General features: G+C 58.3%; 22 protein-coding genes and 2 pseudogenes. 14 read left to right on the top strand and 10 right to left on the bottom strand.

The features are described from left to right. The first annotated feature begins 19 nt into the window (after nt 1-19). Entirely contained in the window at nt 20-490 is a 471-nt protein-coding gene (locus AB4Z19_RS23315) for a pyridoxamine 5'-phosphate oxidase family protein (protein ID WP_442026024.1), read from the top strand. A 130-nt stretch (nt 491-620) separates the two neighbouring features. Next, nucleotides 621-908 (top strand): transposase, encoded by a 288-nt coding sequence (locus AB4Z19_RS23310; protein WP_442026025.1) that lies wholly within the window; start codon nt 621-623, stop codon nt 906-908. Here AB4Z19_RS23310 and tnpB read toward each other — a convergent pair. From tnpB to AB4Z19_RS23295, 3 genes and pseudogenes are all read right to left on the bottom strand, one after another. Next, entirely contained in the window at nt 905-1078 is a 174-nt protein-coding gene (tnpB, locus tag AB4Z19_RS23305; protein ID WP_442036331.1) for an IS66 family insertion sequence element accessory protein TnpB, read from the bottom strand. The genes AB4Z19_RS23310 and tnpB overlap by 4 nt on opposite strands. A 527-nt stretch (nt 1079-1605) precedes the next feature. After that, nucleotides 1606-1869 (bottom strand): annotated as a pseudogene (locus tag AB4Z19_RS23300) (integrase); the annotation flags it as partial. Nucleotides 1870-2177: 308 nt separating this feature from the next. Then, nucleotides 2178-2501, bottom strand: a pseudogene (locus tag AB4Z19_RS23295) (helix-turn-helix domain-containing protein); the annotation flags it as partial. 78 nt (nt 2502-2579) lie between these two features. Here AB4Z19_RS23295 and AB4Z19_RS23290 point away from each other — a divergent pair. After that, a complete protein-coding gene (locus AB4Z19_RS23290) occupies nt 2580-3116 on the top strand; it encodes a NaeI family type II restriction endonuclease (RefSeq protein WP_442026027.1) in 537 nt (178 codons plus the stop codon). A 310-nt stretch (nt 3117-3426) separates the two neighbouring features. Here AB4Z19_RS23290 and glmS read toward each other — a convergent pair whose 3' ends face one another. Further along, nucleotides 3427-5256 carry a glutamine--fructose-6-phosphate transaminase (isomerizing) gene (glmS, locus tag AB4Z19_RS23285; RefSeq protein WP_442036149.1) on the bottom strand — a complete coding sequence of 610 codons (1830 nt, stop codon included), beginning with the start codon at nt 5254-5256 and terminating at the stop codon, nt 3427-3429. Between the two features lie 130 nt (nt 5257-5386). Here glmS and AB4Z19_RS23280 point away from each other — a divergent pair, with 130 nt between their 5' ends. Both AB4Z19_RS23280 and AB4Z19_RS23275 read left to right on the top strand, forming a co-directional pair. Then, a complete protein-coding gene (locus tag AB4Z19_RS23280; protein ID WP_442036147.1) occupies nt 5387-5851 on the top strand; it encodes an Lrp/AsnC family transcriptional regulator in 465 nt (154 codons plus the stop codon). Nucleotides 5852-6193: 342 nt separating this feature from the next. Next, entirely contained in the window at nt 6194-6799 is a 606-nt protein-coding gene (locus tag AB4Z19_RS23275; RefSeq protein WP_442026599.1) for an ACP phosphodiesterase, read from the top strand. On the opposite strand, the gene glmU is transcribed toward AB4Z19_RS23275, so the two are convergent. Beyond that, a complete protein-coding gene (gene glmU, locus AB4Z19_RS23270) occupies nt 6783-8159 on the bottom strand; it encodes a bifunctional UDP-N-acetylglucosamine diphosphorylase/glucosamine-1-phosphate N-acetyltransferase GlmU (protein ID WP_442026600.1) in 1377 nt (458 codons plus the stop codon). The two genes, AB4Z19_RS23275 and glmU, sit on opposite strands and share 17 nt — an antisense overlap. Nucleotides 8160-8185: 26 nt before the next feature. On the opposite strand from glmU, the gene AB4Z19_RS23265 reads away from it, so the two are divergent. The 5 genes from AB4Z19_RS23265 (at nt 8186) to AB4Z19_RS23245 (ending at nt 11196) form a co-directional block, all read left to right on the top strand. Then, nucleotides 8186-9052, top strand: a complete 867-nt coding sequence (locus AB4Z19_RS23265; RefSeq protein ID WP_442026601.1) for a DUF6279 family lipoprotein — start codon at nt 8186-8188, stop codon at nt 9050-9052. A 76-nt stretch (nt 9053-9128) separates the two neighbouring features. Beyond that, nucleotides 9129-9701 carry a 16S rRNA (guanine(966)-N(2))-methyltransferase RsmD gene (gene rsmD / locus AB4Z19_RS23260; protein ID WP_442026603.1) on the top strand — a complete coding sequence of 191 codons (573 nt, stop codon included), beginning with the start codon at nt 9129-9131 and terminating at the stop codon, nt 9699-9701. Nucleotides 9702-9751: 50 nt separating this feature from the next. Next, nucleotides 9752-10243, top strand: coding sequence for a pantetheine-phosphate adenylyltransferase (coaD, locus tag AB4Z19_RS23255; RefSeq protein WP_442026604.1), 492 nt, complete (start codon nt 9752-9754; stop codon nt 10241-10243). A gap of 12 nt (nt 10244-10255) precedes the next feature. Continuing rightward, the gene (locus tag AB4Z19_RS23250; protein ID WP_442036145.1) at nt 10256-10513 is read left to right on the top strand and encodes a YfhL family 4Fe-4S dicluster ferredoxin; all 258 of its coding nucleotides are present in this window, start codon (nt 10256-10258) and stop codon (nt 10511-10513) included. 77 nt (nt 10514-10590) lie between these two features. Further along, nucleotides 10591-11196 carry a chalcone isomerase family protein gene (locus AB4Z19_RS23245; protein WP_442036143.1) on the top strand — a complete coding sequence of 202 codons (606 nt, stop codon included), beginning with the start codon at nt 10591-10593 and terminating at the stop codon, nt 11194-11196. A 40-nt stretch (nt 11197-11236) separates the two neighbouring features. On the opposite strand, the gene AB4Z19_RS23240 is transcribed toward AB4Z19_RS23245, so the two are convergent. Beyond that, the gene (locus AB4Z19_RS23240) at nt 11237-11500 is read right to left on the bottom strand and encodes a hypothetical protein (RefSeq protein ID WP_442029349.1); all 264 of its coding nucleotides are present in this window, start codon (nt 11498-11500) and stop codon (nt 11237-11239) included. A gap of 103 nt (nt 11501-11603) precedes the next feature. Between AB4Z19_RS23240 and AB4Z19_RS23235 the strand changes: the two genes are divergently transcribed. Further along, on the top strand, nt 11604-12572 hold the full coding sequence (locus tag AB4Z19_RS23235) for a LysR family transcriptional regulator (protein WP_442036141.1): 969 nt from the start codon (nt 11604-11606) through the stop codon (nt 12570-12572). Between the two features lie 57 nt (nt 12573-12629). Here AB4Z19_RS23235 and AB4Z19_RS23230 read toward each other — a convergent pair whose 3' ends face one another. Next, nucleotides 12630-14174 carry a methyl-accepting chemotaxis protein gene (locus tag AB4Z19_RS23230; RefSeq protein WP_442036139.1) on the bottom strand — a complete coding sequence of 515 codons (1545 nt, stop codon included), beginning with the start codon at nt 14172-14174 and terminating at the stop codon, nt 12630-12632. Between the two features lie 42 nt (nt 14175-14216). After that, a complete protein-coding gene (locus tag AB4Z19_RS23225) occupies nt 14217-14672 on the bottom strand; it encodes an Lrp/AsnC ligand binding domain-containing protein (protein WP_395404032.1) in 456 nt (151 codons plus the stop codon). 212 nt (nt 14673-14884) lie between these two features. On the opposite strand from AB4Z19_RS23225, the gene putA reads away from it, so the two are divergent. Then, nucleotides 14885-18517: a trifunctional transcriptional regulator/proline dehydrogenase/L-glutamate gamma-semialdehyde dehydrogenase gene (putA, locus tag AB4Z19_RS23220; RefSeq protein ID WP_442036137.1), complete on the top strand. Its 3633-nt coding sequence runs from the start codon at nt 14885-14887 to the stop codon at nt 18515-18517. Between the two features lie 32 nt (nt 18518-18549). On the opposite strand, the gene AB4Z19_RS23215 is transcribed toward putA, so the two are convergent. After that, on the bottom strand, nt 18550-19257 hold the full coding sequence (locus AB4Z19_RS23215; protein ID WP_442028462.1) for a 5'-methylthioadenosine/adenosylhomocysteine nucleosidase: 708 nt from the start codon (nt 19255-19257) through the stop codon (nt 18550-18552). A gap of 219 nt (nt 19258-19476) precedes the next feature. Further along, a complete protein-coding gene (locus tag AB4Z19_RS23210) occupies nt 19477-22434 on the bottom strand; it encodes an EAL domain-containing protein (RefSeq protein ID WP_442036135.1) in 2958 nt (985 codons plus the stop codon). Nucleotides 22435-22827: 393 nt separating this feature from the next. Here AB4Z19_RS23210 and AB4Z19_RS23205 point away from each other — a divergent pair, with 393 nt between their 5' ends. Next, nucleotides 22828-23865, top strand: coding sequence for an NAD(P)H-dependent flavin oxidoreductase (locus AB4Z19_RS23205; RefSeq protein ID WP_442026436.1), 1038 nt, complete (start codon nt 22828-22830; stop codon nt 23863-23865). A gap of 11 nt (nt 23866-23876) precedes the next feature. Further along, nucleotides 23877-25499, top strand: coding sequence for a GMC family oxidoreductase (locus AB4Z19_RS23200; protein ID WP_442026437.1), 1623 nt, complete (start codon nt 23877-23879; stop codon nt 25497-25499). Nucleotides 25500-25566 lie beyond the last annotated feature (67 nt).

Below are 25566 nucleotides of genomic sequence, written 5' to 3'. Positions count from 1 at the left end.
TCGTTAAATAGGAGGAAATATGAACCGTCTGGATGCGGCGACGCGAAATCGTGTTTTGGAAATTATGAATCAAGCCAACGACATGACATTGGCAACGATTCGTCCAGATGGACACCCGCAGGCGACGACTGTTTGCTATGTAAATGAAGGGCTCACTCTTTATGTAGGCATCGGGTTAGGTAGCCAAAAGGCGGCGAATATTCAGTTCAATAACAAAGTTTCGTGTACGATCAATTTGAGTTACACGGATTGGAATCACATTCGTGGCTTGTCTTTAAGTGGCACTGCGGAATTCGTTCGCGGAGAAAATGACATAGAGCACGTAGGTAAGGCATTGCTTCAAAGGTTCCCGCAATTTGCCCATGTCTCGCCGGGGCCGGGCGCAACGCCTATAGAAGGAATGTTATTCGTACGGGTCACCCCAGTGATCATCTCCTTGCTAGACTATCGGCAAGGCTTCGGTCACACCGAACTGTATTCGGTTACTTAACTACAACAATCATTGGCTTCGATACGCTGACTAAAATGCGCGTCCCTCAGCTTTAGCCGTAAGCGTTGTCTGGGCACCGTCTAAACGCGATCCTGTCACTCAACCATGATCGAATTTCGGCACAGCGGTTGTGCCCACAAATTTGAGTTATGAAAACAAATTTCGATCCGGTCATTTCCCGCGGCTCGCGCGGCAATATCGCCAGCATTCGCTGGAATTCAAGCTAGCCCTGGTCGTGCTGGCCCTGCAGCCTGGCGCCTCAGGCGCCCGCATCGCGCGTGAGCACAACCTCAACGCCAACCTATTGTTCTGCTGGCGCAAGTTGTACCGGGCCGGATGTCTTGGACCTGCTCCGGAGCCGGCAGCCGCTTTGCTGCCGGCGGTCATGACTGGCGGGCCTGCGGCCTGCTTAGCCTAAGCGTCTGCTTCGTACCGTCTTGAGGGAAATCGGTGATGGCGCGATGATTTGCAGCGCACCGCTGGGAAGCGGAGTTCACGCTCGAGGCGTTTGGCGAACAGGCACAGGCCATCACCATCCCACCACAGCAGCTTGACCAGATCGCCGCGTCGGCCGCGAAACACGAACACGTGGCCACCGACAGTAATCACGGGCCTTACTTGATGACCTGGAACGCTGGCTAAACGCCACGCTCGGCACGCTATCGCGCAAGTCCGATACGGTGAACTCCGCTTCCCAGCGGTGTGAAGCGCATCATCGCGCCATCACTGAATTTCCTCAAGACGGTACGACGCAGCTGCTTACCTACTAAAGGCGGTCTGGCATTTCCAAACGTTCAGAAATTCTGCTTTATCGGTGGGGGGCGGCGCTGATCGAAGACCGGGCCGAAAATGGCAATGGCGCGGCTCAGGCGTTCGCCATCTGGTGCACCTGGTGTCGGAGATCGAGGCGAAGTCCGCCGGTCGGAAGCCGAAGCACTACACGATTTCTGACCTCACCGACCTAATTAAGCCTGCATGTCGCGCCGATCCACGCTAGTGTTCGTCCGCGCATCCCCCCGCCTTCGCGGACCGAGAGGTGATAAACGCGGTCAATAATCACTGTCGGAACGCCAACTCCCAATAAGTGACGCTTTGCCTCTACGGCACCCGCAATTAGTTTTTTGTTGGGTCACGCTTGCTCGATGGGCTACCTGGGCCCCGTGGCAAACATCAAGCACACGCAGCCGGACGAGGTCACAGCCTCGCAGCTTACTGTCGATGGCCAGGTAAAATAACGCCAGGTCCCTCGTTCTATCGAAGATTTCGAGTCGAACCCGTATCGCCCAAATTTCGCTGATCCTAAGCGGCGCCTTTTGGCCGACTAGTTTGCCCTTGTTCCAAGGAATCCGAGGGCTGTTGGTGAGTTCAAGTGTTTCCATGATAGACCTCCTTTGAAGGAAGCTTCACTTTGCATCAGGATCTACGCCGTTCAAGCCGCTCTCCTGAATTGTCGGTGTGAGAATCCGCGTATTTTTTCTTCCAAGCAAAATGTTATGCTGCCGCTGGGTGGCCAACGCCTCCATCTCCATAGGCCGGAGCTGCGTGGCAATATGTCAACGTTAGCTGATCACAGTTTTCAGGGGGGAAAAGGATGTCCGACGTGATGAACTGCTGTCCCTGCTGCGACTCAAAGGTAATAGAGTGTTCGTTTGTGAGCAGGATTGACCCGGTCGATTTGACCCTCCCTCCATGTCCTCGCGAACGCCGCGACCCTGTCGTAAGACCCCTCGAATCCTAATTCTTTTAGGTCCTCATGGATCTGCTTTAGCGTGCGTCGCTGCTTGCGCGATCGTGCCGCCTCAGTCTTGAGCATTGCCGAAAGTTGGAAAGCGTATTGGTCGATGGCGCGTTTGGAGCGCCGCTCAGCGTAGGCTGGCTCTATGGTTTCCGAACGCAGATAGCGCCGAACGGTGTTTCGCGAGATGCCCAAACGCCTGGCGATCTCTCTCAATGGGACCTGGTCTCGAATATGCCAGCGTCGAATAATGCCTAGTAATGCCACGTCGATCACTCCAATTCCCCGCTCAGTATCGTGAGCAGGATTGTGTCTTATACGTGGGTCAGATTCGTTTGCAAATTACGCGGTAAAGTGGGTCAGATTTCGCTGCAAATCAACACCTACAGCGAAGAGAATGCCACTTTCAGTGTAGGACTGGCTCTTATCGAGGCTGAGCATCTTGGAAAGGACAACCGAGATCAGAAACGGTCAATGAAGAAAGAGTTCCGCGAGAGCATTTGTTGGATACTGAAGGATCATCCTTATCCCGAAAACTTGCTCGCGCGCTTACCGGCTGCAATATATTCAGAAATAACCACGCAGCGATCCGGCTTGCAACGCGTGCTAACGCTACTTCGTCTGGTGACAGGCCGCGCCATTCCGCGACATGTTATTGCCAGCGTTGCCAACCAAAAAGATCCGCTTAAGCGGATTCGCAGCAATGGCGGAGCTAGATCAACCTTATGGAGTGACGGTCTGCTGGTTTTAAGCGGCACATATGTAGCCGATCGCGAGATAGCGGCGGAAGTATGCGGTATCGCGCTAGCGCGTGATGAGGTCATGTCCCTCAGTACGAAGTCAGCCGGTCCCGCGCCAATAGCGAAATATCGCGCTGAACATGGGCTATAGCAGCATGTCCTGGCTAGTCCCACCCATTTCCCCTTTTACGCGTGGGTTGCGGCTTCATCCGCTCTTACAGAAACGAATTAGATTGCACGCTTAAAATCGACAAGTATCAGATAGACACCATTCTGGATCGACTGACTTGTTCGTCGAAACGCCGACCTGCACGAGTCGGCGTTTTTGCTTTCATTCTTAGCACATCGAAGATAAATCCAACGCACTGACTTGTCTCAGACTTTAATTGCACGTCTCAGACTTTAATTGCATGTCTCAAACTATATTTGTACGAAACACCAGGGAATCACCATTCTTTGTTTTATTCGACCGTCACCGATTTCGCCAGGTTGCGAGGCTTGTCGACGTCGGTGCCGCGGGCCAGGGCGGTGTGGTAGGCCAGCAGCTGAAGGGAGACGACGTGCAGGATCGGGGATAGTTGGCCGTAGTGTTCCGGCAGACGGATCACGTGGACGCCGTCGCCGGAAGTGATGCGGGAGTCGACGTCGGCGAAGACGTAGAGCTGACCGCCGCGGGCGCGCACTTCCTGCATATTGGATTTCAGCTTTTCGATCAATGCGTCGTTCGGCGCGATCGTCACGACAGGCATTTCTTCCGTCACCAGCGCCAACGGGCCGTGCTTCAGTTCTCCCGCAGGATAGGCCTCGGCGTGAATATAGGAAATCTCCTTCAGCTTCAGCGCGCCTTCCAGGGCGATCGGGTAGTGCATGCCGCGACCCAGGAAGAGCGCGTTTTCCTTGCGGGCGAACTCTTCGGCCCAGGCGATGATCTGAGGTTCCAGCGCCAGCACGGATGCGATGGCGGACGGCAGGTGGCGCATCGCCTTCAGGTGTGCGGCTTCCTGCTCATCAGTGAGGCGGCCGTTGACTTGCGCCAGGCTCAGGGTCAGCAGGAACAGTGCGGCCAGCTGGGTGGTGAAGGCCTTGGTGGAGGCCACGCCCACTTCCACGCCGGCGCGGGTGATGTAGGCCAGCTTGCACTCGCGAACCATGGCGCTGGTGGACACATTGCAGATGGTCAGGGTGTGCTCCATGCCCAGTTCGCGCGCGTGCTTCAGCGCGGCGATGGTGTCGGCGGTTTCGCCGGACTGGGAGATGGTGACCACCAGCGTATTCGGATTCGGCACGCTGTCGCGGTAGCGGTATTCGGACGCGATCTCCACGTTCACCGGCAGCTTGGCGATCGATTCGATCCAGTATTTGGCGGTCAGGCCGGCGTAGTAGGAGGTGCCGCAAGCCAGGATCAGCACGCGGTCGATCTGCTTGAAGACTTTGTAGGCGCCGTCGCCGAACAGCTCGGGCATCACGCCGGTCACGCCTTCCAGCGTGTCGCCCACTACGCGTGGCTGCTCGAAGATTTCCTTCTGCATGAAGTGGCGGTAGGGACCCAGCTCCGCCGCACCGGTGTGAGCGTGAACCGTCTTGATTTCGCGTTGAACCTGGCGGCCGTGCACGTCGACGATCCAGGTACGGCCCAGCTGCAGGTCGACCACGTCGCCTTCTTCCAGGTAGATGATCTGGTCGGTGGTGCCAGCCAGCGCCATGGCGTCGGACGCGACGAAATTTTCGCCCTGTCCCAGGCCCACGATCAGCGGCGAGCCCTGGCGCGCGGCGACCACGCGGTGTGGTTCTTCGCGGCTGAACACGGCAATGGCGTAGGCGCCATGCAGGCGCTTGACGGCTTGCTGCACGGTTTCGAACAGGTCGCCGTTGTACATGTGGTCGACCAGGTGGGCGATCACTTCGGTGTCGGTCTGGCTCTGGAAAACATAGCCCAGTTTGGTCAACTCGGCGCGCAGCTCGTCATGATTTTCGATGATGCCGTTGTGAACCAGGGCGATACGGGCGTTGTCCGAGCTTGGCGAGAAGTGCGGGTGCGCATTGTGCGAGGCCGGGGCGCCGTGAGTAGCCCAGCGGGTGTGGGCGATGCCGGTGAAGCCTTGCAGGCCGACTTCGTTGATCTGCTTTTCCAGGTCCGCCACGCGCGAGGTGCTGCGGGAACGCTGCAGGGCGCCGTCCACGTGCAGGGCGACGCCGCAGGAGTCATAACCGCGATATTCCAGGCGCTTCAGGCCTTCCAGCAGGATTGGAGTGATATTGCGTTGCGCTACCGCGCCGACGATGCCGCACATAAATGCCTCTTCTCGTAAAAGAAAAACTAATGGATTTATCGTAGAGCAGTGGCGATGAAATATGCTTTCTTAATTTACCCGTGCGTGACAGAATATTTCATCGCTACTGATGCATGAAATATTCTTTCAAATGAACGAAAATTTTGACGAAATAGATCGTCGCATATTAAACGCTTTACAACAAGATGCGGCGCAAACCAATGCGGAACTGGCGCAAACGGTACATGTTTCGCCACCGACATGCTTGCGGCGAGTCAAACAGTTGACGGAAAGCGGCGTGATCGAGCGGCAGGTGGCCATCGTCTCGCCGGAAAAAGTGGGAGCGCGGCTGACGGCGATTGTGGAGATCACGCTGGATGTGCAGGCCTCCGATCGCATGGATGAGTTCGAGGCGCGCGTGGCCGGCGAGGAAGCGGTACTGCAGTGTTATCGCGTGTCGCCGGGTCCGGATTTTGTGCTGATCGTGCAGGTGGCGGACATGCCGGCTTACCACGCCCTGGCCCACCGTTTGTTCGCAACCCAGACCAATGTTCGCAATGTAAAGGCTTACTTCTCCACATTTCGGAGCAAGTTTGAAACCAGAATCTCGGTGTAGACCAGTTTTCCAATGCAATCCACTGGCCTTTCCACAGTGTTTTCCACATTAGCCGTGCAGCAACGTTGGGTTATTCAGCGCTGTGCACGTGCTTTTCACCGGATTCAAGCAGGCTTACACACAGCCTTATCCACAATTCGAAGTTATCCTGACTTATGAAATTGGTATGCACAGGCTTTTCCACAGCCTCATGCGAAAGTTATGCTGGGTAGTGCGCTGGGGATAACTGGACCATACCAGTTGGCGCTTATTCAGATGCTATCCAGTCCTTATACCGGGCTTCTTAAACCCTTTCAAACGTGCTTTTGCACATCTTTATCCACAGCCGTCTAGAATGGGCGCATGAACTATCTCGCGCACATCCTGCTAGCCCGCCAGAGCGACGCGGCCATGATCGGGGCGATGCTGGGCGATTTCGTGAAAGCGAACGATGTGCGGAACTATCCGGCCGAGATCGCGCTGGAAATCATCCTGCACCGGAATATCGACAGCTTTACGGACAACCATCCGGTGTTCCGCTCATCCGTGCAAATGTTTGGCGAAGGCCGGCGGCGGTATGCCGGCATCGTGCTGGACGTGCTGTACGACCATTTCCTGAGCCAGCGCTGGGATAACTTCTGCGATATCCACAGGCCGGAATTTATCGAACGCTTTTACCGCGCGCTGCTGGCGCATCAGGAAATGCTGCCGGAGAAATTGCGGGTGCTGGCGCCGCGCATCGTGCAACAGGACTGGCTGGGCAGTTATGGCGAACTGGAAGGCGTGGAGAGGGCGGTGACGCGCATTTCGCAGCGACTGAGCCGCAATGGCGAGCTACTGCGTGCGGGGCTGGCGGACGTGCGCGTGCACTATGCCGCCATTGCCGAGGGCTTTGAGGAATTCTTCCCGCAGTTGATGCGCTACGCCGGGGAACGGCGTAGCGAGTTGGTGCTTACTTCTTCACTTTGACCGGACGGGTCCAGCCTTCGATGGTCAGCTGCTTGGGGCGGCTGATGGTCAGCTTGCCTGGCGGCGCGTTCTTGGTCAGGGTGGTGCCCGCACCCAGAGTGGCGCCGGCGCCAACCGTTACGGGCGCCACCAGCTGGCTGTCGCTGCCGATAAAGGCGTCATCTTCAATCACGGTGCGGAACTTGTTGGCGCCGTCGTAATTGCAGGTAATGGTGCCGGCGCCGATGTTCACGCGCGAGCCGACCGTGGCGTCGCCCACGTAGGCGAGGTGGTTGGCCTTGCTGTGTGCCGCAACCTGGCTGTTCTTCACTTCTACGAAGTTGCCGATGTGGACGTCTTCGCCCAGTTCAGTGCCGGGACGCAGACGGGCATATGGGCCGATTTGCGAGGATGGGCCGACCTTGGCTTCTTCGATATGGCAGAAGGGCTTGATATAGGCGCCCGCTTCGATGGTGGCGTTGACCAGCACGCAGTTGGCGCCGATGGTCACGCCTTCACCCAGCTCGACCTTGCCTTCGAAGACGCAGCCGACGTCGATACTCACATCGCGGCCGCAGATCAGTTCACCGCGCACGTCAATGCGCGCCGGGTCGGCCAGCGTGACGCCGCGTTCCAGCAGAGCGTTGGCAATATTGGTCTGGTGGATGCGCTCCAGCTGGGCCAGCTGCACCTTGCTGTTCACGCCCAGCACTTCCCATTGCGCACCCGGATGGGCGGACACCACACCCACGCCTTCCTCCACCGCCATGGCGACGATATCGGTCAGGTAATACTCGCCCTGCGCATTCTCGTTCTTCAGCGCGCTCAGCCACTTCTTCAGCTTCAGCGTCGGGATGATCATGATGCCGGAGTTGATTTCCTTGATCAGGCGCTCAGCTTCAGTGGCATCCTTTTCTTCCACGATGCGCTTGATGGCGCCGCCGTGGCGGACGATGCGGCCCAGGCCATAGGGATCATCCTGGATCACGGTCATGATGCCGAGCTTGTCGTTGCCGGCCGCTTCCGCAAGGCGGCGCAGCGAGTCATCCGTGGTCAACGGCACGTCGCCGTACAGCACCAGGGTCGGCACGTCATTGTCGAGATGCGGCAGGGCTTGCATCACGGCGTGGCCGGTACCCAGCTGTTGTTCCTGCAGGGCGGACAGGATGGTCGTACCGCCCATGGTCATGTATTTGCCTAGCGAGGCCAGCACCGCTGCGCCGCCGTGCCCGTAAACCACGCATAATTTGGCGGGAGAAAGGCTGCGTGCCGTTTCGATAACGTGCGACAACAGTGGCTTACCTGCCAGCGGGTGAAGGACTTTTGGAAGCGCAGATTGCATACGCTTGCCCATGCCAGCGGCGAGGATGACGACGTTCATAGACCGTTCAATTTGTGAGTTAACAGATGAGAAAGTTTAACACGTGCATCGTAGCGGCTTTGTTACTTCTGCTCGCGGCGTGCAGCTCTCTTCGCCTCGCCTACAACAACGGCGATACCCTGCTGTACTGGTGGCTCGATGCCTATGTCGATTTCGACTCCGGGCAGAAGGGCGAGGTGAAGCAGGACATTGATGACCTCTTCCGCTGGCACCGCAAGACTCAGCTGCGCGACTACGTGCAGGTGATGCAGAAGGCGCAGCAGCAGTTGCAGGGCAATGTCACCCAGGCCGATCTGCTGGCGGATTATCAGGATATCCGCGCCCGCACCATGGCCCTGCTGATCAAAGCTTCACCGGATATTGCCGATCTGGCCCTGTCGCTGAAGCCCGAGCAGCTGGCGCAGATGGAGAAGAAATTCGCCAAGAACAACGCCAAGTTCCGCAAGGAGAACATGAAGGGCGACGCGGAGGAGCAGAACAAGTTCCGGTACAAGAAATCGATGGAGCAGTTCGAACTGTGGTTCGGCAGTTTCAGCAAGGAGCAGGAAGGCATCATCCGCAAGGCTTCCGACGCGCGTCCGCTGGACAATGCGCTGTGGCTGGATGAGCGCACACGCAGGCAGCGCAATATCCTGAACCTGGCGAAACGCATCATGACGGAGAAACCTTCGAAGGAGGTGGCCACCGGGTGGATTCAGGATCTGATCCGGCAGAGCTTTGACCGCATGGAGCATTCAGAACGCAAGCCCTTCTTCGACACCTACACCAATAGCACGGTGGAGCTGGTGAATCTGGTGGTGCATATCGCTACGCCGGAACAGAAGGCGCACGCCCAGAAACGCATGCAGGGCTGGATCAGCGACTTTAATACCCTGGCCGCCGAATCGCATTGAAACCCACGGCGTGAAACTGGTGGCAGGCACGCCGTGCCTGCCACCGGGGGTAACGGTTTCGGCGATAATATGGTCCATGCAAAAGAAGAAACCTCAACAGGTACGCATCATTGGCGGTGCCTGGAAACGCACGCCGCTACCGGTGCTTGATGCGCTGGGCTTGCGGCCTACGCCGGATCGCGTCCGCGAAACGGTGTTCAACTGGATTAATCACTTGCGCGACGGCGTTTGGGACGACGCACAGGTCCTGGACCTGTTCGCCGGCTCCGGCGCGCTCGGTTTCGAAGCCGCCAGCCGCGGCGCAGCCGCTGTGGCCATGATCGACGCCAACACCGCGGTCGTACGCCAACTGGAAGCGAACAAGGCCAAGCTGAATGCGGGTACGGTACGCGTCACCCGCGGCGATGCGCTGGCGGCCGCACAGTCGATGGCCGCACGTGGCGAGAAATTCGACCTGATCTTCCTGGACCCGCCCTATCAGCTGGATTTGCTTAGCCGTAGCCTGCCGCTGTGCCTACAATTAGTGAAGGAAGGTGGGCTGGTCTACGCTGAATCAGACACTCCGCTGGGCGAAACGCCCGGCTGGGAAGTGATCCGATCCGACAAAGCAGGCATGGTCTACTACCACCTGCTACGGGCAAGTGCCTGATTTTCAGGCATAATGCGCGTCTGAATGATGCTTTTAAGCAGGGAGCCGTAATGGTTACAGCAGTTTATCCAGGAACGTTCGACCCGCTGACCCGTGGCCACGAGGATCTGGTGCGCCGTGCGTCCGGCCTGTTCGACACCCTGATCGTTGGCGTGGCGGACAGCAAGAACAAGCGCCCCTTCTTCACCGTGCAAGAGCGGCTGGAGATTGCGAACGAGGTGCTGGGCCACTATCCGAACGTGAAGGTCGAGAGTTTTTCCGGCCTGCTGAAGGATTTCGTGCGCGAACATGATGCGCGCGTGATCGTGCGCGGCCTGCGCGCGGTGTCCGACTTCGAATTCGAGTTCCAGATGGCGGGGATGAACCGCTATATGCTGCCCGACGTCGAAACCCTGTTCCTGACCCCTTCCGACCAGTATCAGTTCATCTCGGGCACCATCGTGCGCGAGATTGCCGAGCTGGGCGGCGACGTATCCAAGTTTGTGTTCCCCTCGGTCGACCGCTGGCTTCGCAAGAAGATCGCGGCCAACAAGGGCGAATAAGCGAGTATTGCCATGGCTTTGATGATTACCGACGACTGTATCAATTGCGACGTTTGCGAGCCGGAGTGCCCGAACGACGCGATTTATATGGGCGCCGAGATTTACGAGATCGACCCGAACAAGTGCACCGAGTGCGTGGGCCACTTCAACGAGCCCCAATGCCAGCAGGTGTGCCCGGTGTCCTGCATTCCGTTCAACCCGGCGTGGCGCGAGACGGAAGAAGAGTTGCGCGCAAAATACGAACGCCTGCAGGCAGCCAAGACTGCCTGAACCATCTGTCTCCAAAATAGCATTACCGTGCGTTAAGGGTGGTATATTGCTTTCCGCAAGACACCCTAGGAGACAGAATGAACACCACCCGTAGAAAAATCATGCAGGGCGCCGCTGCCGCCGTCCTGCTCGCGTCCGCGTTCGTCCAGCCTGCGCTGGCTGCCGTGGAAGTCGCTGGCGTGAAATTCCAGGACATGGCCAATGTCGGCGGTCACGATCTGAAGCTGAGCGGCGCCGGCGTGCGTACCAAGCTGGTGTTCAAAGTGTATGCCCTGGGCTTCTACATGCAAGAGCCGCAAACCACGGTGCAAGGCGCCCTGAACATTGCCGGTCCCCGCCGTATCCAGCTGGTCAGCCTGCGCGACCTGAGCTCGGACGACTTCGGCCAGGCCTTCATGACCGGCCTGAACGCCAATACCACGGCGGACGAGCGCACCAAGTTCCTGCCGCAAACCAAGGCTTTCGGCGAAATGTTCGGCTCGATTGATGGCCTGAAAAAAGGCGATGTGCTGCTGGTGGACTGGCTGCCCGGTGTGGGTACGGTGTGCACGCTGAACGGCAAGAAGGTCGGCGATACGCTGCCGGACGTGGGCTTCTTCAACGCCATCATGCGGATCTGGATCGGCGACAAGCCGGCGGACAGTTCGCTGAAGCCCAAGCTGCTGGGCGGCCAGCCGAAGTGATTTTGCTGCGGCGCGGCAGGGACCTGCCGCGCGATAAGGCTTAAACGCGCGATGCCAGAGCTTGCAGCTCGGCAACGTGGCTTGGCGAGCCTTCCATCGAATTCAACATACGCTTGAGCATCATTGCATCGCGCATCTGGCGGCGCTGCAGGCGTTCTTCTTTGGTCAATTTTGGCTTAACAACAAGCACGGCGGCCTTGGCGCAACCGAACAGCAGGGGCTTGAAAACCATCACCAGCGCCAGCGCGAGGATCACCAGCGGCCAGTTGTGCACGATTTCCATCAGGGTCATGTAGGTAGACATGGGTGTTTCATTACAATTAGAATCTGATTGTAACTATAGTGCGCCGCAACATATTAATCCAATTGCGTTTCTCCATATCAATCATTCTTGCGGTGAATAACCCATGAGCTTCCTCACGCTGGACCTCAACCTGCTGCGCGTTTTCGATGCGGTAATGACCGAGCAAAACCTGACGCGCGCGGCGGGCCACCTCGCCATGACCCAGCCGGCGGTGTCCAATGCCATCAAGCGCCTGCGCGAAAGCCTGGGGGATGACCTGCTGATCCGTACCGCCTACGGCGTGAAGCCAACGCCGCGCGCCGAGGCGCTGTGGCCGCACGTGCGCAGCGCGCTGGCGGCGCTGGAGTCGGCGGTGACGCCAGGGACGTTTGACGTGTCCAAGGCCCATGCCACCTTCCGTCTGGCGATGGCGGACGCGACGGCGGCATTCTGGCTGCCTTCGCTGATGCRTTCGATCGAGCGGGAAGCCCCGGGCGTGAACGTGCGCATGGTGCCGCTGACCACGCGCGAGCCGCGTCCCATGCTGCTGCGGGGCGATATCGACCTGGCGGTGGGCTTCTTCCCAGGCGTGGCCGCTCAGCTGATGAGCGAGCCGAGCTCGCCGATCCGGCATGAACGGCTGTATTCGGGCACCTATGTGTGCGTGATGCGCCGTGGGCATCCGCTGGCCAAGGGCGAGCTGACGCTGGATAGCTATTGCTCCGCCAATCACCTGCTGGTGAGCTTCTCCGGCCGCGCGCACGGCCTGGTGGACGAGGCGCTGGCCCAGTTACAGCGCGAGCGTCGGATTCTGCTGACCGTGAATCAGTTCTTTACCGCGGGCCGCGTCGTGGCCAATTCCGATCTGGTGACGGTGCTGCCGAAACACCTGATCGCATCCACCGGCATGAAAGATGAGCTGATTTACAAAGATCTGCCGTTCCAGCTGCCGGCCGTGCACCTGGACATGCTGTGGCACGAGCGCGATGCGCGCAGCCCGGCGCACAAGTGGCTGCGCGGGCATCTGGAAAGCATGAATTCGGTGGCGGCCAAGACCGCGCCGAATACTTCGCCCAAAAGCGATACCTATTGAAACCCAAGGCGTGAACCTGGTGCCTGCCACGATGTGGCAGGCACCTGCTTTAACGGTTTAGTGGGCTGAAGAGCGGTAGCCGATCCGGAAGCCGCCCCAGTGCTTCCCATCCACATAAATCGGCGCCGAGAGGTCGTGCATGACCTCGCCCGTGTCGCGTTTATAGGTCTGTAGCAGGAAGGGCCGGGTATTCGAACCGCAGCGTTTTCCGGTGCGATCGCTGAAGATGCGCTTGGTTCGATTATTAATGATATCCACATCGTAGTCCCCAGTCAGCGGCTGGGAGAACTTCTTATTGTGGGTGGGGAAATACCCATTGTTATCCACAGCTCCGGCATAGGCCAGCTGGGGCATTGAGGACAGCAAACCTTCCTGTAAATCCGGCAAAATTTTATCGGTAAAGCGGTCAAACGTCGTGTGGAATTTGGGCGGATTCGTGTTCGGAATTTCCTCATAGCGGCGGTCGAACAACGCATCGCGGCTGATCTTGCCTGCCGCAATGGCGGATTCGAACATGCGGCCCACTTCGCGCGCCGCGTGCTGGGCGGCGCGGCGGATTTCATCGTGGGGCGTTTCGACGTCGGCGTCGCCCAGAGCGCCGGCAATGACCTCGGCGCGCTCCGCCAGGGCCATGGCGGAGCCCGTCACGCGCGGCAAATCGCGGTTGGTTCCCAGCATGGAGTCGCGGATCTGGGCGATAGCGTCCGCAATCACCTGCGTGGTTTCGACGTGCTCGCGCGAGGCATGGGCGATTTCGTCGATCTTGGCTTCGGATTCGCCAGAGGAATTCTCGATATTGCTCAGCAGGACATGGACCTTTTCCACATTCGAGGCCGCCTCCTTCACGTCCGTCGCCAGGGAGGACATGCCGCGCGAGGCTTTTTCCGCCTGCTCATTGATTTCACGCACCATCTGGCTGATTTCGTCGGTCGCTTCCTTGGTGCGCTGGGCCAGCTGGCGCACTTCCCCCGCCACGACAGCGAAACCGCGGCCTTGCTCGCCGGCGCGGGCGGCTTCGATCGCGGCATTCAGCGCCAGCAAATTGGTGCGAGCGGAAATTTCCGAAATGGCGGTAGTAAAACCGGAAATGCGGCGCGCCTTTTCCTGAAGGCTGGCCATGGTTTCGGCGGCAGCTTCGGCGTCGCGGCGGGCGGTGGAGATGCGTTCCAGGCCCTGGTCCGCCTCGGCGCGGCCGGCCACGGTTTCCTCGCGCACGCGGTGGGCGACGCGGGAAGCGCTTTCGGCGTTGGTAGCGATAAGTTCGGTCGTGCGGGCGTTCTGGCCGGAGCTGGCGACGATGCCGCTGGCGGTCTGCACGTCCTGCTCGATTTTCTTTTTGACGGAATCGACGAAGTAGGAAGTTTCTGCGGCGCCGATCATGATGGCGTCGATTTCCTTGCCGACCGTCTGCGCGAAGCGGCGCGGGCCGCCGTCCTCAGTGCTGCTGCGATTTGCCAGGGTGAGGCCGGCGCTGGCGGCGAGTGCCGCGAGGAAGGCGGTCCAGACGGGTCCTATGCCCGTCATCCATTGCACCAGCCAGGCTACCAGAGTTCCTACAACGAGGGCCGCGAGCAGGCCCCAGTTTCGCCGCAACAGCTCCATGCATCCTCCGTCTCCGGGAGCAAGGCGCCGTTGTGAAGATCGTTATTTAATCGGCAACTTGCTCGTGTTCTTAACTTCTTCCATCACGGCATAAGTATGGGTCTCGCGTACACCTTTTTGCAACAAAGTTTTTCCAAGGAATTCACGATAGGCGGCCATGTCCTTCACGCGCGCTTTGACGAGATAGTCAAAACCGCCCGCCACCATGTGGCATTCCAGGACTTCGGGGATGAGTTGTACGCTGTGTTTGAAGGCGTCGAACACCTCCGGTGTGGTGCGGTCGAGTACCACTTCGATGAAGACAAGCAGTGACACATCCAGCAATTGCGGATTAAGCTGGGCGGTGTAGCCCATGATGTATCCCGCCTCGTGCAATTTACGCACACGCTCCAGGCAAGCGGCCGGCGACAGATTGACGCGTGCAGCAAGTTCCACGTTGCTGATCCGTCCGTCGCTTTGCAGCTCCATCAGGATCTTTTTACTGATCTTGTCCAGCATGTAAATCCCCTGTTTAATTTTATTTGGTTAAATTCTCTCACCAAAAAGAATGTATTGCTAGCCCCCAGCAATACCAGAATTAATCCAGAAGATTCCGGCTTACAATCGAATCATCAGCAGTACCGCCAGACACGCCTCGCAAACACGCTTTGCCGGGCGTGTTTTTGTACGTGCTGCCATTAACTAAAAACCACACTTAATAGAGTTTTTACATGCATTCTAAAGATCTTCCGTTCGCCACCCTCCAGAGTGAAATCCTGCGTGATCCGACCCCGCTGCGCGCTGCCATTACTGCCGCCTACCGCAAAGATGAGCAATCCGCCGTGCAGTGGCTGCTGTCGCAAATCCGCGAGGGCGCGCCGGAAACCACGCTGGAAGCCCAGTCGCTGGCGAAGCGCCTGGTGACAGCTGTGCGCGAGAAGCGCACCCGTTCCTCCGGCGTGGACGCACTGATGCACCAGTTCTCCCTGTCGTCGGAAGAAGGCGTGGCACTGATGTGCCTGGCCGAAGCCCTGCTGCGCATTCCGGACAGCGCCACCGCAGACCGCCTGATTGCAGACAAGATTTCCAAAGGCGACTGGAAAAAACACCTCGGCGAATCGCCATCCCTGTTCGTGAATGCCGCGACCTGGGGCCTGGTGGTGACCGGCAAGCTGGTCAGCTCGTCCAGCGAAGAAGGGCTGGGCGCTGCGATTACCAGCCTGATCGCCAAAGGCGGCGAACCGCTGATCCGCAAGGGCGTGGACCTGGCGATGCGTATGCTGGGCAACCAGTTCGTGACCGGCCAGACCATCGACGAAGCGATCAAGAACGGCAAGGACAACGAAGCGCGCGGCTATCGCTATTCCTACGACATGCTGGGCGAAGCCGCTTTGACCGAAGCGGACGCCGCCTACTATTACGCAGCCTACGAAAAAGCGATCCATGCGATCGGCAAGGCATCCAATGGCCGCGGCATCCGCAACGGCCCCGGCATTTCGGTGAAACTGTCCGCCCTGCACCCACGCTACAGCCGCGCTCAGCGCGACCGTGTGATGAGCGAACTGCTGCCGCGCCTGACCAAGCTGGTGCAGCTGGCCAAGGAATACAACATCGGCCTGAACATCGATGCGGAAGAGGCTGACCGCCTTGAGCTGTCGCTGGACCTGATGGAAGCGATGGCTTTCGATCCGTCCCTGGCCGGTTTCGACGGCATCGGCTTCGTGGTGCAGGCTTACCAGAAGCGCTGCCCGTTCGTGATCGACTACCTGGTCGACCTGGCCAAGCGCAGCGGCCGCAAGTTCATGGTGCGTCTGGTGAAGGGCGCTTATTGGGATGCGGAAATCAAGCGCGCCCAGGTGGACGGCATGTCCGGCTATCCGGTCTATACCCGCAAGGTCTACACCGACGTTTCCTACCTGACCTGCGCCCAGCGTCTGCTGGCTGCGACTGACGTCATTTACGCGCAGTTCGCCACACATAACGCGCAAACCCTGTCGATGATTTACACCTGGGCCAAGCGCGATGGCGTCACCGGCTACGAATTCCAATGCCTGCACGGTATGGGCGAAACCCTGTACGACCAGGTTGTCGGCGCCGACAAGCTCGACAAGGCTTGCCGTATCTACGCTCCGGTCGGCTCGCACGAAACCCTGCTGGCTTACCTGGTACGCCGCCTGCTGGAAAACGGCGCCAACTCGTCCTTCGTGAACCAGATCGTGGACGAAAGCATTCCGGTCGATTCGCTGATTCAGAATCCGCTGGACGTGGCGCGCGAGCTGCAAGGTTCGCCGCACCCGGCCATCAAGCTGCCGCTGCAAATGTTTGGCGACGAGCGCAAGAATTCCAAGGGCCTGGACCTGTCGAACGAAGACGTGCTGCGCGAAGTTTCCGCAGTGCTGGCCGAGCCTCGTAGCTGGACCGCTGGTCCGCTGCTGGCTGTTGAAGCGAGCGCCGGCGCTGCTCAGCCGGTGATCAATCCTGCTCGCAAGGATGACGTGGTTGGCCAGGTAAGCGAAGCCAACGCCGCCGATGTGGATGCCGCGCTGACCAGCGCCAGCCATTTTGCGATGGATTGGCAAACCACCGAACCTTCGGAACGCGCTGCTGCACTGAACCGCGCCGCCGATCTGTTCGAAACGCATATGCTGGAACTGATGGCGCTGGCAATCCGTGAAGCAGGCAAGTCGCTGCCGAACGCCATTGCTGAAGTGCGCGAGGCGGTCGATTTCCTGCGCTACTACGGCGCGCAAATCCGTACGTCGACCAATTCCCTGGCGCTGGGTCCCGTAACCTGTATCAGCCCCTGGAACTTCCCGCTGGCGATCTTCACTGGCCAGGCTGCTGCTGCGCTGGCTGCCGGTAACGTCGTGCTGGCCAAACCTGCGGAGCAGACCCCGCTGATCGCTCACCGCGCTGTGCAGCTGATGCATGAAGCGGGCATTCCGCGCGCTGCGCTGCAATTCCTGCCGGGCCGCGGCGAAGTGGTTGGCGCTGCGCTCACCAACGACAGCCGCGTGAAAGGCGTGATTTTCACCGGCTCGACCGAAGTAGCCCAGCTGATCAACCGCACCCTGGCCAAGCGTGCCGTGGCTGAAAATGTGGATATTCCGCTGATCGCTGAAACCGGCGGTCAGAACGCCATGATCGTGGATTCGTCCTCGCTGCCGGAACAGGTGGTAATCGACGCGATTTCGTCCGCTTTCGACTCGGCCGGCCAGCGTTGCTCGGCCCTGCGCGTGCTGTTCCTGCAGGAAGATATCGCCGACAAGACGATCAAGATGCTGAAGGGCGCAATGCAGGAGCTGAAACTGGGCTCGCCGGACCGCCTGGTGACCGACATCGGCCCGGTGATCGACACCGAGGCGCAGCAGAATCTGCTCAACCACATCGAAAAAGTGAAGAAATCTGCCAAAGCGAGCTTCTCGCTAATCGTTCCAGACGCGGACCAGGGCACTTTTGTGCCGCCAACCGTGCTGGAAATCGGTTCCCTGGACGAGCTGACCAAGGAAGTCTTCGGTCCGGTCATGCACGTGATTCGCTACCACCGAGCCGACCTGCCGAAAGTCATCAATCAGATCAACAACAGCGGTTTTGGCCTGACCCTGGGCGTGCATTCGCGTATCGATGAAACCATCGATTTCATCACTTCTCGCGCTCATGTCGGCAATATCTACGTGAACCGCAATATCGTCGGCGCAGTGGTGGGTGTGCAGCCATTCGGTGGCGAAGGTAAATCGGGCACTGGTCCGAAGGCTGGTGGTCCGCTGTATCTGAAACGCCTGCAAAAAGCCGTGGTTTCGACCGAACGCCATGAGCGCCAGGCTTCTGCCGGTGCTGATGCACTGGCTGGCTGGGCGAAAGCACAGGGCAAACAGCGTCTGCTGGCCCAGGTCGAGCAGTATGTTCGTACCACGCCGGCCGGTACGGTAATTGGTCTGCCAGGCCCAACGGGTGAACGCAATACGCTGAGCTATGTTCCGCGTGGCGCAATTGCTTGCGTGGCTGGTAGCCGTGAAGTGCTGCTGAATCAATTGGCAGCCGTGATGGCGACCGGCAACCAGGCGGTGATTGTGGATGGCGCAGCACTGCTTCCAGGCGATTTGCCGGCAGCTGTGAAGGGCCGCGTACAGATGGCGCAAGGTTTGAATGGCCTGAAAGAGGGCATCCAGATCGCACTGGTTGAGTCCGGCATGAGCGCAGGCGTGCGCGAACAACTGGCAGCACGTGATGGCGCCCTGGTTTCGGTCATTGATACGACGGAAGAGGGTGAAATTCCGCTGTGGCGTCTGGTTGCAGAGCGTGCTCTGTGCGTCAACACCACAGCGGCGGGCGGTAATGCCTCCCTGATGACGCTGGAGGCTTAACCGGACGGCGGATCAATGATCCGCCTTACGCCTTACGCATTACAGAAGTTTTTAATGATGCCAAAGGCATAGCGGGACGCGACGGTTTTCACGAAATGCATGAAATCCGTCGCTGCATCCTCATTCGCGTTGTCGGAAATCGTCCGGATTACCGCAAACGGCACGCCCAGTTCGAAACAGACCTGGGCGACTGCCGCTCCTTCCATTTCCACTGCCAGTAAATCGGGCAGTGCGTCTTTCAAAGCCGCCAGTTTCACCGGATCGCTCATGAATTGATCGCCGCTGCCGATCAATCCACGGTGCAATTGGGGATTTTCAGTCTCGTTTTCCAGGAAATCGCGTGCTGCGGCACCCAATTTGCGGCTCAAATCGCGGTCAGAAGGCAGGTGCGACAGGCCTGTCAGGGGAACTTCAAAGCGCGGAAACAGCGGGCTGGCATCAACATCGTGCTGAACCAGGCTTTCAGCGACCACAACATCGCCAACTCGAACGCCAAAATCGGCACTTCCAGCGACGCCGGTAAAGATGATGTGGGTAACTCCGAACTTCTCCACAAGGCTGGTAGCTGTCATGGCAGCAGCAACCTTCCCAATTCGCGATAAAACGCACACAGAATCGATTTTCCAGAGATTTCCGGCTGTGTACTCACGCATGCCGTGGATGAGCTTAGAAGGGCTCTCCATGGCTTCGATCAATCCTTGCTGTTCTTCCGCGAGAGCGGAGATGATGCCAAGTCGCATAAAACTTTTCCTTTAATAAGGTAAAAGTATAGATAAGGATAGTAGTAGATAGTAAACGAAGGGTCATCTGTGGATAAAGCTGTTAACATCCACAAGATCAGTAGTTTACGATTTGCAAAACCTGCTGAACAAGCATTGTATCCAGCGAGGATGAGTTCTGAGCAAATTTTTGGCCTGTGCGTAGTTTGGGCGTTTACGCACATTCGATCCTGTGGATATTCATGAGGTTATCAACAGCTGAGTGAGTTCTTCGGCTGAAATCGGGCCTTTGAGCAGATATCCCTGAGCAAAATCACATCCAGCGGCCGTCAGATTGGCCATTTGCTGCTCGGTTTCGACATGTTCGGCCACGACCTTGATACCCATGCGGTGCGCCATCACCGTGATTGCTTCGCAAAGATCCGGATTGTTGGTGAAACCGGGGTCCAGTTTCAGGTAATCGAGCTTGAAGTGCTTCAGGACGGCCAGAGAGGAGTAGCCGGCGCCGAAATCGTCCAGGGAAACCTGCATATGGGCATCGCGCAAGGATTTCAGGCGGATGGCAACTTCCCGATTGGCTTCGAGCAGCAGGTTCTCCGTGATTTCGATGACGATGCTGTGTGGCGAGAGGGCAAATTTGTCCAGCAGTTCGATCCAGTGGTTCACGCTGACCGATTCATGACGGAATTGCCAGGCCGATTTGTTCACACAGATCTGGAAATTGACGCCTCCCGCATCCTGCAGCCGTTTCACCTGCTGGGCCGCTTCTTCGAAAACCCACTCTCCCAGCGCCGAAATCAGGCCGCTGTGCTCGGCAACCTCGATGAACTGGGCCGGGGTGAGCAATCCCCGTTCTGGATGCTGCCAGCGCACCAGGGCTTCGGCCATCTCGATTCGTCCGCTGCGCAAGTTGTGAATCGGTTGATAGATGAGTCGGAATTCTCCGAGTTTGAGGGCTGCACGCAGCTCGTTGGCCAGTTCGATGCGCATCTGGCTGGCTTCCTGCATGAAGGGCGCGAAATAGTTGAAGCGGTTGCGCCCCTGCTGTTTGGCTGCGTACATGGCCTGGTCGGCGTTTTTGATGAGGGTTTCGGCGTCCTGGGCATCTTCCGGGTAAAGCGTAATGCCGATGCTGGCCGAAATTTCCGCCACTTCCTGGCCGAGGCGGAAGGGCGTGGACATATTGGTCAGAATATCCTGCACGATGCGCACGGCATCCGCGCTTTCCTTCATTTCGCTCAGGATGACGGTGAACTCGTCGCCACCCAGGCGGGCCACCGTATCGGTATTGCGCACGCTTTGCAGCAGGCGTTCTGCCACTTGTTTGAGCAGAATGTCGCCGTAGTCATGGCCGAGCTTGTCGTTGACGGCCTTGAAGCCGTCCAGATCGATGAACACCAGGGCCATGGGCAGGAAATCGCGGCTGGCTTTCTTCATTTCCTGGCGCAGACGGTCGTTGAACATGCGCCGGTTGGGCAGGCCAGTCAGAGCGTCGAAGTTGGCTTGCTTCCAGATCGCTTCCTCGGTTGCTTTCTTCTTCGTGATATCGGAGAACAGGGCGACGTGGCGTAGGGCTTTTCCGTCCTTATCGTAGACGGTGTTGAAGCGCAAAGCGACCAGGTAGTGATCGCCGTTCTTGTGCTGGTGCCAGATTTCACCTTCCCAGTGGCCGGTGTCGCTGATGGTCTGGCGCATGCGGCTGTAGAAATTGATGTCCTGGCCGCCGGAAGTCAGTTCGTAGGCCTGGTGGCCGATGACTTCTTCTTTGGCATAGCCGCTGATGTGGGAAAAAGCGGGATTAACCGACAGGATTTTGCCTTCAGCGTCGGTCACCATCATGCCTTCGCTGCTGTTTTGGTACATCAGGGCTGCCAATTGCATGGATTCTTCGGATTTTTTGCGCTCGGAGATGTCCTCCGCCATGACGAAAATTCCGACGACGCAGCCGCTTTCGTCTTTGTCGGGCACATAGGTGATGCCGTCACAGCATTCGACGCCATCGCGGACCGTTTTTCGTTCGAAATAGACCGATTCGCCACCGAATGCGCGATGCAAAAACGGCTGGGTCCGGACATACAGTTCGGTGCCGAGCACTTCAGCGACGGTTTTGCCGGGATCGGCAGGATACGGCAGGCCGAATATCTCGGTGAATTTGCGGTTGATGAAGGTGTAGTTTTCGAAGCGGTCGACGTAGGCGATGACGATGGGCAGGTTGTCGGCGATTAGCCGCAGGCGTTGTTCGCTCTGAGTCAGCTTTTCTTCGGTCGCAACCGTATCCACGTAGAGCGAGCGGTAGCGGTTTTCACGCTCTTCGAGTGCCGCAAACGCCCGTAGCGCCACCAGCGTTCCAGCGGCCATCAGGAGCAGGAACAGGATCAGGCCAATGCTGGCGATGGTGTAGTGGCGACGGGAAAGCAGGGCAACGCCCACATCCGAGCTGCCGGCGTTCACGACGAGCGGCAAATTCGGCAATTTTCGGTAACTGAACATGCGCGATCGGTTGTCCACCATGCTGGTCGCCTGGAATGTGCCGCTGTCGTCCTGCATGATGCGGTGGTAAATCGGCCATTTGCTGACGTCGCTGTTGAAGGTGCGTTCGAATTCGGGGGCGCGAGCGATGACGCGGCCATTTGTATGCATCAGGGTGATCGCAACATCGCTGCTGAGGCGGGCGTTTTCGAAGACCTCGGCGTAACGGGCCGCGTCCAAAGGCGCGACCAGAACTCCCAGGAATTCGCCATTCGCGTCTTCAACGCGTCGGCTGATGAAAAAAACGCGGCTTTTCGTGATTTTCCCGATGGCGGGACCACCAACAAAGAGTCCTGCACCAGGTTTCAGATGAGCCTGGAAGTAGTCGCGATCGGAATAATCCGTGCCGATGACAGCGGATTCGTCTGAGGAAGCGAAACCTTTTCCGCTGCTGTCGAGGAAGGCGAGCCAGAAATTGCCGTGAAAATTCGTTCTTCCAGCAGAAAGTAGCGCAGAAATGGCATCCGGCGTCCGATGCGGCATGGACTTAATTGCGTTTGCAAAACCAAGCAGGGAAACGTCAGCCAGCTGCAAGGAATACAGCACATGCTGAGACATCGCTTGCGCGTAATGCTGGGTCTGCAGCTTGATCGATTGTTCGCGTTCGTTGGCAGAGTAGTTCAGCTGCCAGGCGACGATGGCAATGGCCAGAGCAGCCAGAGCAAACATTGTGGCCAAGAGCCGTCGACGGAAGCGCAGATAGGCTTCCGAAGCAACCTGTTTCGGCTGTTGGTTTGGATATAACAAGGATTCCCCAGCTCGCTTGCATGGATGAACTTGCTGTTTTCAGTATAGCCACACAACGGCTGAGCGTTTTCGTTTACTTTAGATTAGTGTGTATACAAAATAGTAGTGGTTGTTAACAACCCCCACTTTCTGTGGATAAGTAGGGTTGGCAGTGAAAAATCAAATGTTTACGCGATGCATAAGCAGGCGCGTAAACCTTGTATGGACAAAGAACTGTTTTGGGACAATTTTTGCGTTCTCAACAGGGACTTTGTTTACTCACAAACCGTACCTGTGGATATTCATACGGTTATCCACAGCTGAGAGGGGCAAAAAATGGCTTTATTGGACCTTTTTCCTCATCCGATCATCCAGGGGCCGATGGCGGGCGGCTCAAATACGCCTGCCCAGGTGGCAGCCGTGTCGAACGCAGGGGCGTTGGGCTCGCTCGCCGCGTCGATGCTGACGCTGGATGCGATCCGCAATCAGGTGGCGGAGATTCGAAGGCTGACCAACAAGCCGTTCATGCTGAATTTCTTTGTGCAGCAGGTCCCCTCGCCGACCGAACAGGACGTAGAACGTGGGATTGGCTATCTGCGGCCGATCTGGGCATCGCTGGGCTGGTCGGAATTGCCGCGGCCGGCCAAATGGTGCGAAGACTTCAACGCCCAATTCGAGCTGTTGCTGGAGCTGAAACCGGCGGTGGCGAGCTTTACTTTCGATATTCTCAAGGCCGAGCAAGTCCAGCGCCTGCATGACGCGGGCATTTTTGTCATTGGTACGACGACTACGGCGGATGAAGCGCTGGCCTGGCAAGCCGCTGGCGCCGACGCTGTGGTGGCTTCCGGCGTGGAGTCGGGCGGTCATCGCGGCACCTTCATAGGCGATCAGACGGCGGCCACCTTGGGTGCGGTTGAGCTGCTGAAGGCCACGGTAGCGGCGGTGAACATTCCCGTCATTTCGGCCGGCAACGTCATGACCGGCGCGGATATCAAGGCGCGGCTGGCGCTGGGTGCCTCGGCGGTGCAGATGGGAACGGCTTTCCTGGTGGCGGACGAGTCGGGCATTCATCCGGCCTACAAGGCACGGCTGCTGAACCCGGGCAATACGCCGACCCGGCTGACCCGGTCATTTTCAGGCCGCTATGCACGCGGTCTGGAAAACCGCTTCATGAAGACGATGGCCGAGGTGGAAACTCAGGTGCCCGCCTACCCGGTTCAGAATGCGCTGACCGGCAGCATTCGCGCCGAAGCAGGGAAGCGGGGCGATACGGAATTGATGTCGCTCTGGTGCGGCACAGGCGTGGCGCGTGCACGGGCGATGGCGGCCGGGAAACTGGTGGAAACGCTGGTCGCAGAGATGCAGCAGGCTTAAGAGGAGAGATTTTGGAATCAGCAGGCCAGTACGACTACATCATCATCGGCGCGGGCACTGCAGGTTGCGTGCTCGCCAACCGGCTCACGCAAAACGCCAAAGTAGAAGTCCTGCTGATCGAGGCGGGCGGTAAAGACGATTACGTCTGGATTCACATTCCCGTCGGCTATCTCCACTGCATCGACAACCCGCGCACCGACTGGCTGTTCCGCACCGAGCCGGATGCCGGCCTGGGTGGCCGCAGCCTGATTTATCCACGCGGGAAAGTCCTGGGCGGAAGCTCATCCATCAACGGCATGATTTACATGCGCGGCCAGTCGCGCGATTATGATTTGTGGGCTGAACTGGCGGGCGATCCGAGCTGGCGCTGGTCGGAAGTCTTACCCCTGTTCAGAAAGAGCGAAGATCATCACGGCGGCGCCAGCGACTTTCACGGTGCCGGCGGCGAATGGCGTGTGGAAAAGCAGCGCCTGTCCTGGCCGATTCTGGATGCCTTCCGCGAGGCCGCAGCCGAAACGGGCATTCCGAAGGTCGAAGATTTCAATTGTGGGGATAACTTCGGCTGCTCTTACTTCGAAGTGAACCAGAAGCGCGGTATCCGCTGGAATACGGCGAAAGGCTTTCTGCGCGCAGCCAGCCAGCGCCCTAACCTGACCCTGATGACCGGCTGCCATGTGGAAAAGCTGATCATCGAAAAAGGCGAGGGCGGTGCTGTCTGCAAGGGCGTGATTTTCACGGGCGACGGCCGGCAATGGACCGCCGAAGCCAGGCGCGAAACGCTGCTGGCGGCCGGTGCTATTGGCACGCCGCAGATCCTGCAGCTGTCAGGCATTGGCGCCGCAGAGGACCTGCACAAGGCCGGCGTCCAACCGCTGGTCAATCGGCCAGGCGTCGGCGCCAATTTGCAGGACCACCTTCAGCTGCGCATGGTCTTCAAAATTCAGGGCGCTAAGACTTTGAACATCCTGGCCAGCAACTGGTTCGGCAAGATGCGCATCGGGCTTGAGTATGCGTTGTTCCAGAGCGGGCCGATGTCGATGGCGCCATCGCAGCTGGGGGCTTTTGCGAAGTCGCATGCCAGCGAGGCGACGCCCAATTTGCAGTACCACGTGCAGCCCTTGTCGCTGGAACGCTTCGGCGAGCCGCTGCATAGCTTCCCCGCATTCACCGCGAGCGTGTGCAATCTGCGCCCTACTTCGCGTGGCCACGTGCGGATCGCTTCGGCCGATTCCTATGCGCCGCCTAAGATCACGCCGATGTATCTCAGCACGCCGGAAGACCGGCAGGTCGCTGCCGCCGCTTTAAATCTGACCCGTAAAATCGCCGCAGCGCCCGCGTTGGCGAAATATAGGCCGGAGGAATATAAGCCTGGAATTCACTTTCGGACGGATGAGGAATTGGCAGAAGCCGCCGGCGCGATCGGCACCACGATTTTTCACCCGGTGGGTACCTGCAAAATGGGCAAAAGCGACGATCCGCTGGCCGTTGTGGACAGCAAATTGCGGGTGATCGGCGTCGCCGGTTTGCGCGTGGTCGATGCCTCTGTCATGCCGACCATCACCTCGGGCAATACGAATTCTCCCGTCATCATGATCGCGGAAAAAGCCGCACTCGATATCGTTTCGTCTGCGTAGTTTTACTGTATTGCGTGAGCTTTAATAGTGTGTATTATCTAAGAAAAAATTTAGCAGGTTGTAAAGA

Origin of the sequence: Pseudoduganella sp. RAF19 (genome assembly GCF_052114165.1) — a bacterium.
Lineage (GTDB): Bacteria > Pseudomonadota > Gammaproteobacteria > Burkholderiales > Burkholderiaceae_D > Rugamonas.
Note: the sequence above shows the minus strand (reverse complement) of the source record. Positions and strands in the feature narration are given on the sequence as shown.

Bases quoted from the DNA above. Each gene is read 5' to 3' on its own strand.
- rsmD (WP_442026603.1), top strand. From the start codon at position 9,129: ATGCAAAAGAAGAAACCTCAACAGGTACGCATCATTGGCGGTGCCTGG.
- AB4Z19_RS23280 (WP_442036147.1), top strand. From the start codon at position 5,387: ATGAACGAAAATTTTGACGAAATAGATCGTCGCATATTAAACGCTTTA.
- AB4Z19_RS23210 (WP_442036135.1), bottom strand. From the start codon at position 22,434: ATGTTTGCTCTGGCTGCTCTGGCCATTGCCATCGTCGCCTGGCAGCTG.
- AB4Z19_RS23225 (WP_395404032.1), bottom strand. From the start codon at position 14,672: ATGCTGGACAAGATCAGTAAAAAGATCCTGATGGAGCTGCAAAGCGAC.
- AB4Z19_RS23205 (WP_442026436.1), top strand. From the start codon at position 22,828: ATGGCTTTATTGGACCTTTTTCCTCATCCGATCATCCAGGGGCCGATG.
- AB4Z19_RS23315 (WP_442026024.1), top strand. From the start codon at position 20: ATGAACCGTCTGGATGCGGCGACGCGAAATCGTGTTTTGGAAATTATG.
- AB4Z19_RS23215 (WP_442028462.1), bottom strand. From the start codon at position 19,257: ATGCGACTTGGCATCATCTCCGCTCTCGCGGAAGAACAGCAAGGATTG.
- AB4Z19_RS23250 (WP_442036145.1), top strand. From the start codon at position 10,256: ATGGCTTTGATGATTACCGACGACTGTATCAATTGCGACGTTTGCGAG.
- AB4Z19_RS23240 (WP_442029349.1), bottom strand. From the start codon at position 11,500: ATGTCTACCTACATGACCCTGATGGAAATCGTGCACAACTGGCCGCTG.
- glmS (WP_442036149.1), bottom strand. From the start codon at position 5,256: ATGTGCGGCATCGTCGGCGCGGTAGCGCAACGCAATATCACTCCAATC.
- AB4Z19_RS23265 (WP_442026601.1), top strand. From the start codon at position 8,186: ATGAGAAAGTTTAACACGTGCATCGTAGCGGCTTTGTTACTTCTGCTC.
- AB4Z19_RS23275 (WP_442026599.1), top strand. From the start codon at position 6,194: ATGAACTATCTCGCGCACATCCTGCTAGCCCGCCAGAGCGACGCGGCC.
- glmU (WP_442026600.1), bottom strand. From the start codon at position 8,159: ATGAACGTCGTCATCCTCGCCGCTGGCATGGGCAAGCGTATGCAATCT.
- putA (WP_442036137.1), top strand. From the start codon at position 14,885: ATGCATTCTAAAGATCTTCCGTTCGCCACCCTCCAGAGTGAAATCCTG.
- AB4Z19_RS23230 (WP_442036139.1), bottom strand. From the start codon at position 14,174: ATGGAGCTGTTGCGGCGAAACTGGGGCCTGCTCGCGGCCCTCGTTGTA.
- coaD (WP_442026604.1), top strand. From the start codon at position 9,752: ATGGTTACAGCAGTTTATCCAGGAACGTTCGACCCGCTGACCCGTGGC.
- AB4Z19_RS23245 (WP_442036143.1), top strand. From the start codon at position 10,591: ATGAACACCACCCGTAGAAAAATCATGCAGGGCGCCGCTGCCGCCGTC.